The 11377-nt window shown below is 68.2% G+C and carries 11 protein-coding genes; 9 read left to right on the top strand and 2 right to left on the bottom strand.

Annotated features, from left to right (window positions below; genetic code table 11):
- Positions 1 to 177 precede the first annotated feature (177 nt).
- On the top strand, positions 178 to 1545 hold the full coding sequence (locus NJ1_RS31155; protein WP_067701499.1) for a cytochrome P450: 1368 nt from the start codon (positions 178 to 180) through the stop codon (positions 1543 to 1545).
- Positions 1546 to 1658: 113 nt separating this feature from the next.
- A complete protein-coding gene (locus tag NJ1_RS31150; protein WP_067701568.1) occupies positions 1659 to 2501 on the top strand; it encodes a patatin-like phospholipase family protein in 843 nt (280 codons plus the stop codon).
- 25 nt (positions 2502 to 2526) lie between these two features.
- On the opposite strand, the gene NJ1_RS31145 is transcribed toward NJ1_RS31150, so the two are convergent.
- Complete coding sequence (locus NJ1_RS31145; RefSeq protein ID WP_245717668.1) at positions 2527 to 3141, bottom strand: TetR/AcrR family transcriptional regulator; 615 nt, start codon at positions 3139 to 3141, stop codon at positions 2527 to 2529.
- Between the two features lie 98 nt (positions 3142 to 3239).
- Between NJ1_RS31145 and NJ1_RS31140 the strand changes: the two genes are divergently transcribed.
- The 6 genes from NJ1_RS31140 to NJ1_RS31115 all read left to right on the top strand — a co-directional run bounded on the left by NJ1_RS31140 (position 3240) and on the right by NJ1_RS31115 (position 9236).
- A complete protein-coding gene (locus NJ1_RS31140; protein WP_084479057.1) occupies positions 3240 to 4121 on the top strand; it encodes a metal-dependent hydrolase in 882 nt (293 codons plus the stop codon).
- Positions 4118 to 5143 carry a PDR/VanB family oxidoreductase gene (locus tag NJ1_RS31135; RefSeq protein WP_067701491.1) on the top strand — a complete coding sequence of 342 codons (1026 nt, stop codon included), beginning with the start codon at positions 4118 to 4120 and terminating at the stop codon, positions 5141 to 5143. The genes NJ1_RS31140 and NJ1_RS31135 overlap by 4 nt, the downstream gene beginning before the upstream one ends.
- A gap of 23 nt (positions 5144 to 5166) precedes the next feature.
- On the top strand, positions 5167 to 6627 hold the full coding sequence (locus NJ1_RS31130) for a flavin-containing monooxygenase (RefSeq protein ID WP_157574375.1): 1461 nt from the start codon (positions 5167 to 5169) through the stop codon (positions 6625 to 6627).
- Positions 6624 to 7502 carry a short-chain dehydrogenase/reductase gene (locus NJ1_RS31125; protein WP_084479053.1) on the top strand — a complete coding sequence of 293 codons (879 nt, stop codon included), beginning with the start codon at positions 6624 to 6626 and terminating at the stop codon, positions 7500 to 7502. Before NJ1_RS31130 ends, NJ1_RS31125 begins: the two co-directional genes overlap by 4 nt.
- A 299-nt stretch (positions 7503 to 7801) precedes the next feature.
- Positions 7802 to 8269 (top strand): SRPBCC family protein, encoded by a 468-nt coding sequence (locus NJ1_RS31120; RefSeq protein ID WP_067701485.1) that lies wholly within the window; start codon positions 7802 to 7804, stop codon positions 8267 to 8269.
- A 103-nt stretch (positions 8270 to 8372) separates the two neighbouring features.
- Entirely contained in the window at positions 8373 to 9236 is an 864-nt protein-coding gene (locus NJ1_RS31115) for an SDR family oxidoreductase (RefSeq protein ID WP_067701481.1), read from the top strand.
- A 75-nt stretch (positions 9237 to 9311) separates the two neighbouring features.
- Here NJ1_RS31115 and NJ1_RS31110 read toward each other — a convergent pair whose 3' ends face one another.
- Positions 9312 to 10286, bottom strand: a complete 975-nt coding sequence (locus NJ1_RS31110) for a hypothetical protein (RefSeq protein ID WP_067701478.1) — start codon at positions 10284 to 10286, stop codon at positions 9312 to 9314.
- A gap of 195 nt (positions 10287 to 10481) precedes the next feature.
- Between NJ1_RS31110 and NJ1_RS31105 the strand changes: the two genes are divergently transcribed.
- Positions 10482 to 11375, top strand: coding sequence for a DUF4437 domain-containing protein (locus NJ1_RS31105; protein ID WP_067701475.1), 894 nt, complete (start codon positions 10482 to 10484; stop codon positions 11373 to 11375).
- The last annotated feature ends 2 nt before the right edge of the window (positions 11376 to 11377 follow it).

The following is an 11377-nucleotide window of genomic DNA, read 5'->3' as shown; positions in this document are numbered from 1 at the left end:
ATTGTGGCCGAACCGCGCCCACCATATAGGCATGTCTACACCGGGCGACGGTGGTTAGCGACATCAACGTTCGTCTCGGCCTGCCCCTAAAAGTAGGGGCAGCTATCGATCGGCACCCGTTGTGGCCGTATGGATTTCGCGATTGCGAGATGACGCTTCAACGGTGAGGATGGCTGCGTGTCACCTACTCCGATATCGCTGGCCCACCTTCCCCGGCTACGCGCCCGCCACTACGGTCGACTCGGCGACCTGATCCGTCCGGGCACCCACGAGTCCCCGCTGCTGGCGCTGGGCAAGCGATTCGTCCTCTCGCCCCCCGGATTTCCGCCCATGCTCATCACCCACGACATGGACGATGTGCGGGAGGTGTTCTCCAACCACGACGATTTCTCGGTCGGACAGCTGATGAGCAGGCTTTCCAGTCACGACCGGGTGTTCGGCCGGGAGACCCTGATCTTCCTCGAGGGTGACGACCATCGCCGCGAAAGGCGGCTGTTCTCACCGCCGTTCCAGAGCAAGGCCCTCAAATCCTACGAGGACGTCATGGTCGAGGTGGTCGAGCGCACGCTGCCCGACTGGCCGGTCGGGGAACCGATCGAGTTCCTGAAAGTCGGCTACGACCTGGCAATCGGCGTGCTGCTGGGCGTCATCTTCGGTGATGTGGCGCCCGAGCGCCAGGATCGGCTGAAGTCGGCCGTGCAGGAATGGTTCGGGGCCATCGAGAGTCGCGGTTTCCTCGCGGTCACCCTGCTCACCCCGGCGCTGGGCGGGTACACGCTGCCGTATCCGCCGCTGGTGTCTCGCCAGGCCGCGGTCGACGCGGTCGTGATCGAGGAGATCACCGCCCGCCGCGCCCTGCCCGGCGGCGGAAGCGGCCGCAAGGACATGCTGTCGCGGTACATCGACACCGAGCTCGATCAGCACGACGATGTCGCCCTGGCGCGCAATATGCGCGGAATCCTGTTGGGCGCGTACGAGACCACCGCGATCACGCTGGGCTGGATCGCCGCCATGCTCGCCGGGCATCCACAGGTCATGGCCGAACTGGACGCGCGCATCGAGTCCGGTGACAGCGCCGGACTGGACGCGTACCTCGATGCGGTCGTCGCGGAGACCATGCGGTTGCGGCCCGTCTCGCCCTTCACCGGGCGGCGCGCGCTGCGCGACACCGTGGTCAACGGCGTGCTGATCCCCAAGGGCGCCATCGTCATCCTGCCGATCCTGCTGATTCACGAATCCCCCGAGCACTACCCCGACCCGCTGGTCTTCCGCCCCGAACGCTTCCTGGACGAACGCCCCAACGGTCACACCTGGCTCACCTTCGGCGCCGGTCCTCACCGCTGCCTCGGCGCGTCCTTCGCCCTCGTCGAAGCCCGAATCCTGTTCCGCGCCATCCTCGAACAACGCCGCATCGAGCCCATCGTCGACGCCCTCGAACCTCCCCGTCGTTTCCACACCGGCCTGAGTCCCGCCGACAATGCCCGAATCACTCTGCGCCCGAGGGTGCGGGTCACCGAGACCTCCGGTGCGAAGGGAACCGCCTGACCCGATATCGGCTACTTCCACGCAATGAGACGACGCGGGCGGTGACCCGGCCGGGCGGGAACCCGGTCGCGGCGGGCAAGATGGATGTCGTGCAGTGCGAGACGGGAGTGCGCATGACGGACAAGCGGGCATTGGTGCTGGGCGGTGGCGGTGTCACCGGGATCGCGTGGGAGAACGGCGTGGTCGCGGGGCTGGCGGACGCCGGTGTGGACATCACCGATGCGGATCTGATCATCGGTACCTCGGCGGGTGCGAATGTCGCGGTGCAGATCGCCTCGGGTGCGTCACCGGAGCAGTTGTTCCAGCGGCAGGTCGACCCGGAGTTGCAGAGCCGGGAGTTGTTTCCGGCCGGCGATTCCTCGGCGAACATGCACGACATCCTCACCGCCATCTTCACCGAGACCGACGACGATCCGGCGCAGCGGCGGCTGCGGCTGGGCCGCATGGCACTGGATGCGCCCACCGTTGCGGGACCCGTGCGCCGCGCGGTCATCGAAAGTCGTCTGCCGGTGCGGGTGTGGCCGGATCGGCCGCTGCTGATCGCGGCGGTCGAGGCGGAAACCGGCGAGCCCCGGCTCTTCGATCGCAGCTCCGGGGCGGGACTGGTCGATGTGGTCGCGGCGAGTTCGGCGGTGCCCGGAATCTGGCCACCGGTCACCATCGACGGCGTGCGCTATGTCGACGGTGGGGTGCGCTCGGGATGCAATGCCGACTACGCGCTCGGCTACGAGCGGGTTCTGGTCGTGGCCCCGATGCCGGATGATCCGGACCTGGCGCAGCAGATCACCGTGCTCCTGGATTCCGGTGCCCGCGTCGAGGTGATCACCTTGGACGAGGCCGCGCACGCGGCGGCGGGCGACAACCCGCTGGACCCGTCCGCCCGGGTGCCGGTCGCGCACGCGGGACGCGCGCAGGGCAAGGCGGAATCCGCGCGCATCGCCGCGCTCTGGCTGTAGCGTCGCCCCGCCGTGGCGGGAGATCTCAGCGAGTGAGGATCGGAAGGATGTACTCGCGGGCGAAATCCGCGAGGGCCTCGTCGGAATCCAGGTAGATGGTGCCCGCGGGTTGCAGGATCAGCGAATGCACCACGCGGCACGCGACCTCGACGCGGGCGACCAGATCGGGGAGCTCGCGAAAGTTCTTCTCGTGCACGACATCACGCAGGATATCCGCGGTCGCGTGCACCGAGATGACGAAGAAGGTGCCGCCCTCGGTGGTCAGCTGCGGCAGCAGCCGCTCCGGCTCCAGGGTGACCATGCGCTCGACGAGGGCGTGCGAGCGCCACCGCATGATCACGGTGGCGAAGGTGGCGGTGACGATGTCCTCGAAAGTCGCGTGCCGCGAAGGGATTTCGCGCAGTTCGGCCAGCAGCCGCTGAATCTCGCGGCCGGTTACCGCGCGCACCACGTCATCGCGTGAGCCGATGCGCCGGTAGACCGTGACCCGATCGACGTCGGCCTTGCGGGCGATGTCCTCGATCGTCGTCTTCTTCACGCCCACCTGTTCGAACTGAACGAGCGCCGCGTCGAGGATCCGGTCCTCGATGGTGGCGTCGGTCCTGGGCGCGTTCGCCGAGGCGGGGGCGGTTCGTGGCACGGTGTCGACGCTAGCAGGCATCCGCGCGATTGCAACAATCATGGCCGATTTGTGGCTGCAACATTGCCATGCAAAACGTTGCAATGTACGGTTCGCTCATGGCTGAGAACAGTGCAACGGCGCGCTCCTATCAGGAAGAAGCGCACGCGATTCACGCGCGGGACGTCCACTTCGACTTCTCCACGGTTCCCCTGCACTACATCCCCGGGGAGGTGGTGGCGACCCACGTCGTCAATGTGATGCACCTGGTGCTGCCCGAGGGCGAGCGGGCGATGGCGGCCTGCCTGGCCGAGGCGCTCCCGGAGATCGCCGACGAGCGCCTGCGCGAGGAGGTGACCGGGTTCGTCGGCCAGGAATCGATGCACGCGGGCAGCCACGAGGGCGCTCGCGCGCACCTGCAGTCGATCGGACTCGACGTGGATTCCTATGTGGCCAAGGTCGCCTGGCTGGTGGATCGCGCCCTGGGCGATCACGGGCTCACCGGCAAGGCCAAGCAGCAGTGGCTGCGCGAACGGCTCGGCCTGTTCGCGGGCATGGAGCATTTCACCGCCGTCATCGGCGAATGGCTCTTGGAGACGAGCACTCTCGACGAACTCGGCATGCATCCGACCATGCTGGATCTGGTGCGCTGGCACGGCGCGGAGGAAGTCGAGCACCGCAGCGTGGTCTTCGACGCGTACATGCACGTCGACGGCGGCTACGCACGCCGGGCCCGCACCGGCGTGCTGGCGAGCGCACTACTGTTGCCGCTGTTCGTGGTCTCCACCGCGTACCTGTACCGGCAGGATCCGAGCCCGCGGAAGGGCCGATTCTGGGGCGCGCAATTCGTGAGTGCGACCCGGCGGCAGGTCATCCCCAGCTTCACCACCTTCTTCACCGAGATGCCGCGCTACCTGAGCCCCCGATTCCACCCCTCGCAACTGGGATCGATGGACAATGCGCTGCGCTACCTCGCGCAGTCGCCCGCGGTCCGCGGATGAGGGCGGACGCTCCCACGACCGGTCTGCGCGTGCTCGCCGCGGCGCTGGACGTGTACAAGAGGGTCGTCACCGTACCGGCGCTGTCACCGCCGAATCCGGTGCGGTTCACCGGGTTCGACATGACGGCCGTGGTGCGGGAGGTGCGGGTCGAGGCGCGCGATGTGGTGAGCCTGACCCTCGCCCTGCCCGGGGGCGAGCTGTTGCCGTCGTGGCGACCCGGCTCCCATATCGACGTGTTCCTGCCCTCGGGGCGACAGCGGCAGTACTCGCTGTGCGGCGATCCGCGCGAGCGGCGCAGCTACCGAATCGCGGTGCGCCGCCTCGCCGACGGGGAGGGCGGATCGCGCGAAGCGCACACGCTCGCGGTCGGTGACCCGGTGCGAATTCAGGGGCCGCGCAATGCCTTCACCTTCATCGAGACCGCGCCGTCGTATCTGTTCCTCGCGGCGGGCATCGGAATCACCCCCATCCTGCCGATGGTGCGTGCCGCCGGTGCGCGCGGACGACTCGTCTATCTCGGCCGCTCCCGCGAGAGCATGCCGTTCTTGGACGAGCTGCCCGGCAGCGTCGACATTCGCCCCGACGACGAAGGCGCCACACCGGATATCGCGGCGATCCTCGCGAGCGCGCGGCCCGGCGCGGCGGTGTACGTCTGCGGCCCGCCCGCGGTGCTCACCGCGGCCCAGCGCTGCCTGTTCGACCTGAACCCGACGGCTTCCCTGCATACCGAACGCTTTTCGGCGCTACCGGTACTGAACGGCCGCGACTTCGATCTGACCCTGGCCCGCACCGGCGTGACGGTGCGGGTGGGCAGCGGTGAGACCGCGCTGGCCGCGATCCGGCGGGTGAAATCCGACGTCGTGTACTCGTGCCGCCAGGGCTTCTGCGGCACCTGCAAGATCGGCGTGCGCTCCGGCGACGTCGAGCACCGCGATCGGCTGCTGAGCGACGGTGAGCGGGCGGGCCACATGCTGACCTGTGTCTCGCGCTCGACCGGCGGCCCGCTGGTTCTGGATCTCTGACCGCGAAAGGCATTCGGTCCCAAATGGTTACACATATCGAACACCGGCAGATCGTGATTCTCGGCGCGGGTTTCGGCGGCATCGGCCTGGCGATCAAACTGCGCGAGGCGGGGTTCGAGGACCTCGTCGTGCTCGAGCGCGCGGGTGATCTGGGCGGCACCTGGCAGGCCAACACCTACCCGGGCTGCGCCTGCGATGTGCCCTCTCAGCTGTACAGCTACTCGTTCGCGCCCAACCCCGAATGGTCGCGCACCTATGGTCGCCAATCGGAGATCCTCGACTACATTCGCGCGGTCGCCACGCGGCACGGGGTGCTGGGCGATATCCGACTCGATACCGAGATGCTGGACGCGCGCTGGGACGAGTCCGAGTCGCGGTGGCGGATCGAGACCTCGCGGGGAGTGCTCACCGCCGACTACTTCCTCTCGGCGGCAGGGGTTTTCGCCGAGGCGAAGTATCCGGACCTGCCCGGGATGGAGACGTTCGAGGGCACGAGTTTTCATTCGCTGCACTGGAACCACGACCACGATCTGACCGGGGAACGGGTCGCGGTGATCGGCACCGGAGCCTCGGCGGTGCAGTTCGTCCCCGAGATCCAGCCGGCGGTGTCCGCCCTGACGCTGTTCCAGCGTTCGGCCCCGTGGATCGTGCCGCGCATGGACCGCTCGACCCACGCGGTCGAACGGCTGCTGCTGCGCCGGATTCCACTGACCCAGAAACTGGTTCGCGGAGCCTGGTACTCGCTGATCGAGGGGTTCGGCCTGGTCGGGTTCGTGGACAATCGGTTTCGGCACCCGTACGAGCTGCTGGGCCGGATTCAATTGCGCCGCCAGGTCCGTGATCCACGGCTGCGGGCGAAGCTGACGCCGGACTACATGATCGGGTGCAAGCGCGCGATCTTCTCCGACGCCTATCTGCCCGCCCTGGACCAGGACAATGTCGAGGTGGTGACCGACGGCATCGCCGAGGTCAGGCCACGGTCAATCCTCACCCGGCGGGGCGTCGAGATCGGAGTGGACACCATCATCTTCGGCACCGGGTTCACCCCGCTGCCCGGGATTTTCGACCGGATCACCGGACGCGACGGTCTCTCGATCGGAGAGCTGCAGCGCAAGCAGCCGCAGGCCTACCTGGGCGCGGCGATCGCGGGATTCCCGAACTTCTTCTCCACCCTCGGTCCGTTCGGGGCGGCGGGGAATCAGTCCGCGGTGTTCATGATCGAGTCGCAGATCGCCTACATCGTGGACGCGCTCACCACGATGCGCACGCGGGGTGCGCGGCGGGTGGAGGTGCGCGCCGGGGCGCAGGAGGACTTCGTCGAGGAAATGCGCCGGCGCAGCGCCGACACGGTCTGGCTGACGGGCGGATGCGAGAGCTACTACACCAGCGATGGGCAGAACGCGGGCCTGTATCCGAACTGGAGTTTCGAATACCGCAGACGCACACGACGATTCGACAGCGACAAGTACGAGGTGGGCGCATGAGACTGTTCCCGGGAATCGATCCCACGACGTGGTTCGGCGGTGGCGCCTTCGCTGTCGAGGGCAAGGTCGTGCTCATCACCGGAGCGGCGCAGGGCATCGGCGCCGCCCTGGCGCGGGCGATGCACGCGCGGGGCGCGGTGGTGGTCCTCTCTGATGTGGACGAGGACGCGGTGCGCGCGACCGCGTCGGAATTCGGTCCGCGCACCCTCGCGGTGCGCGCCGACGTCGCCGACCGCGAGGAGATGGCGCAGCGGATCGCGGAGGTGGTCGAGCGCTTCGGCCGCCTGGACGTGGTCATCGCCAATGCCGGTGTGACGCCGGTGCCGGCGACGCTGCGCTCGATGAACCCGAAGGAGTTCGACCGGGTCATGGGCATCAATCTGACCGGTGTGTTCAATACCGTGCACCCGGCACTGGATCACATCGTGCGGTCGAAGGGGCACGTCGTGGTGGTCTCCTCCTGCGCCGCGTTCGCCCCCGGCGCGGGCGGGTCGCCGTACATGATGAGCAAGGCCGCCGTCGAGCAGCTGGGCCGGGCCCTGCGCGTGGAACTCGCGGCCCACGGCGCGAGCGCGGGCGTCGCCTACTTCGGGATCGTGGAGACCGCCATGACCCACGAGATGCTCGACACCGACGATCTGGGCCGCCGGCTCGACGCCATGCTGCCCTGGCCGCTGGGCGTCCGCATCACCGCCGAGCAGGCCGCTCACAGCGTCGTCGACGGCATCGCGCGACGTGCCCCGAGAACCATCGCCCCCGCGGGCTGGATTCCGTACTCCCTGCTGCGCGGTGCGATCAATGTGGTGCTCGACGGCAAACTGGCGGCCGATGCCACGATGCACGACCTGATCCGCTCGATCGAACTGCGCCGCTGAGCCTTTCGTCGATGCGGGCGCCGGTCGTACTCGCTGGTTCGCGAGGTGTGCACCCGGCTTCCAGTGCCGCGCGAGCGATGTGCCGGGTGGTGCCGAACGTGCCGGGTGGTGCCGAACGTGCCGGGTGGTGCCGAACGTGCCGGGCGGTGCCGAACGTGCCGGGCGGTGCCGCGCATTCAGGTGGTGCCGAGCGGGCGTGCCGGTGGCCCGGGGCGGTCGGCGCGGGATAGGCGTGGAAACGGGCGAAGTGGGCAGCGAGCTGCGAGACTGTCTGCGGGATCGAGAGGGGAGCAGTGCCGATGGTTCACGTGCACAACCGCAGTGTGGTGGCGGTTCCGGTCGAGTTCGCGTTCGCGTATGCCGCCGATTTCGGGCGGGCCGCGGAGTGGATCTTCGGAATCTCGGCGCTCGAGGTGCGAGGGGATATCCCGATCGGCCTCGGCGCGGTCTATCGGGGGTCGATGAAGCTGGGACCCAAGACCTTGCACTCGACGATCGAAGTGGTGGACTGGCAACAGGATTCGCGGGTCGGCACCGACACCGTCGAGGGCTTCGTCAATCGCTCGAAGTGGCTGTTCGAGCCGGTCGGGGACACGAAGACCGCGATCACGGTGGATATCGACTACGAGCTGCCCGGTGGTCTGGCCGGCCGGGCGCTGGGAATCGCGATCGAGCCGTTCGTGGCGATCGCGGTCCGGCATTCGGACCGGACGCTCAAGGAGATCCTCGAACGGGACTTCGGGCGGACCGCGACGCCGAGCGGGTAGGGCACCGGCGGGCTGTTCGACCGGTTCGTCGGATTAGGGTGAGTCTGTACTGGCCGGTCGGGTGATCGGTCGCGACCCACAGCCTTGTCAAGGGAGACAGCTCATGCCCGGAGTAGCCGATCGTGTCATCGTCGTCACGGGAGCCGGTGGCGGCCTCGGCCGCGAGTACGCGATGTTGCTCGCGCGCGAGGGCGCGCTGGTCGTGGTGAACGACCTCGGCGGCGCGCGTGATGGTTCGGGTGCCGGACATTCGATGGCCGATGCCGTCGTGCAGGAGATCCGGGACGCGGGCGGCACCGCGATCGCGAACTACGACAGCGTCGCCACCGAGGAGGGCGCGGCCGCCCTGATCAAGACCGCCGTCGACGAATTCGGCACCGTGCACGGCGTGGTCAACAACGCGGGCATCCTGCGTGACGGCTCGTTCGCCAAGATGACCACCGAGAACTGGGAGTCCGTGCAGCGCGTGCACCTGTGGGGCGGCTACTTCGTCACCCGCGCCGCGTGGCCGTACTTCAAGGAGCAGAACCATGGCCGGGTGGTCATGGCGACATCCACCAGCGGCCTGTTCGGCAACTTCGGTCAGGCCAACTACGGCGCGGCCAAGCTCGGCCTGGTCGGCCTGATCAACACCCTCGCCATCGAGGGCCGCAAGAACGACATCCTCACCAATGCCGTCGCGCCGCTCGCGGCCACCCGCATGACCGCGGACATCGCGCCGCAGGAAATGCTCGACCAGCTCCCACCGGCCCACGTGGCAGGCGTCGTCGGCTACCTGATGAGCGACGAATGCACCGACACCGCAACGGTGGTCGTGGCCGGTGGCGGCAGCGTCCGGCGCGTTGCCCTGTTCCAGAACAAGGGCGCCCACTTCGCCACCCCGCCGAGCATCGACGAGGTCGCCGCCCAGTGGGACCTGATCACCGACATGTCGGGTGCGGAGCTGGGCCTCAACCCGCTCGGCTGACTCGGCAGTCCGGCTGCCGCGCCACCCGCGGCGGCCGGAGTCGGAGCGGAACTCCCCGCGAGGTCGGCTCGGGAGTCAGTCCGGGAGACCGCGCAGGATCTGTGCGCTGGGCGCGGCCGCGATGACGATATCGGTGATCGGGGCGGCCGGCGGGTAGTAGTCGGCGGTGCGGGTGCCGTCGAGGTAATCCCCGGCCCAGCCGAGCGTGAGCTTGTGCAGGGTGGCGATGTTCACCGATTCGGGTGTGCCGCAGGCGATCTCGCCGATGATGTCGGTACTGTCCCCTTCGGCGTCGGTGTGCACGCCGGAGGAGATGCGGATGCCGAGGTAGGGGCGGTGCAGCAGGGTCTGCATGGCCGTGGTGCCGCTGCCGAGGTTGTTGCAGAGCGAGGGCGGCGCGGAGACGGTGAGGATCGGCAGCTCGGTCCGGTCCAGGTCCGTGAGGGCGGTGTCGGTGTTGTCGCCCAGGAACGACTTCACCGGATCCAGCAGGATCAGCCCGCGCAGCGCGGCCCAGGCGGCGGGGTGGTCGGTGTGCAGGCGGTGCGCCACGTATTCGACCGCCTCCGCGCCCGCGGAGTGCCCGATGAAGACCAGATTCGGGGGAATGGTCAGCTCGGCGCGGCCGAGCGGGGTCGCCGCGCTCCGGAGATTGCGCGCCAGCGCGCCGTCCGGATCGCTTGCGGTGGCGAACAATTGGGCCACATTGTCCAGAAATCCGGTGTTGTCGCCGAGGTTCTGCAGGGTGCACCCGGACAGGTCCAGGAACGGCAGACTCGGGGTGAAGACCAGATAGCCGGCGGCGGCGAACCCGGCGGCCAGATCCGCGACATTGTCACTGGTGCGAGCGAATCCGTGCTGGAGCCAGATCAATCCGCGCGGCGCGCCCGGGGGCAGGTACCAGGACGCCTGCTGGTGCAGGGTGTGCCCGGCGCACGGAATGTCGATTCCGCCCGGAGCCCTTGTCGATTCGGCGCTCGCGGGTGCGGCGAGCGCGGCCAGTGTGGTGCACACGGCGGCGACGGCCAGGGCGGTACCTCGAAGGTGCATCGTGCTCTCCAGCGATGAAGGACGCTGTTTCCGTTGGGGAAATCGCGTTTCCTGGTTTGGGTGACTATTAGCGCCCAGTTTCGAGAGTCTGTCAAACGCTACAGCGTTCGGGCCGTGTGCGTTCCGGATCTTGTGCGGGGTATCGATCGACCGTACATTCTGTAATGGAAACGCCGTATCCCTCAGGAGAACACCATGCGTCCACACGTAGAACTGATCGACGAGAGCGACCTGATCTGGCACACCGCCGAATTCGCGCACGCCGAAGGCCGGGCGGAACAGCGCAACCTCAGCTACGACGAGGAGGACGGCTCGGCCTCGCTCAAGGTGCGCTTCGGCACCGACTGGTCCCGTCCCGCCGGGGTGCACGCGGCGGAGACCGAGTGGTACGTCCTGACCGGCAGCGTCACCATCGGTGACACCGAGCTGGGCCCGGAGGGCTTCTGGATGGCCCCGACCGGTGTGTACACGCCTCCGATCTCGGTCGCCGCGGGCACCGAGATCCTTCTGTTCCGCGAGGGCGGCGGCTGGGAGTTCGATCCGGCCGAGGGTGACCGGGACTTCGTTCGCGAGGATCAGACGCTCGTGATCCTGGATTCGGCGGTGATGCCGTGGATCGACGTGAAGGACGGCAGCCCGATGCGTTTCGATCTGGGCGGCACCCCCGTGCCCGGCCTGTACATCAAGCTCCTGCATCGGGACGTGAAGACCGGCTTCTACACCCGGCTGATCAAGGCCAAGCCGGGGTGGCGCGAGGAGCCGCTGGCGCACCATCCGTGCAGCGAGGAGGCATACTGCCTGGACGGGGGATTCGATTACAACTACGGCAAGATGTGGCCGGGCACCTACTTCTGGCGTCCGGCCCTGATCCGGCACGGCGACTTCACCGCGGACGCGGAATCGGGCTGCACGTGGATCGTCCGCTCGGACGCGGACCTGGTGGACTGGTACACCGACAACGCCCGGATCGAAATGAGCGGTGACGCCACGAACTGGGGCCCGGACTTCCCGCAGAGCCTGCTGCCCCGGGTGGTCGAACCGGTGCGTTCGCGGTCGATCGGCCGGTGGGCCGATCCCACCTACCAGTAGCG

This window comes from Nocardia jejuensis NBRC 103114 (assembly GCF_001613145.1).
GTDB classification, from domain to species: domain Bacteria; phylum Actinomycetota; class Actinomycetes; order Mycobacteriales; family Mycobacteriaceae; genus Nocardia; species Nocardia jejuensis.
The sequence above is the reverse complement of the archived record's forward strand: the minus strand, read 5'-3'. Positions and strand labels throughout refer to the sequence as shown.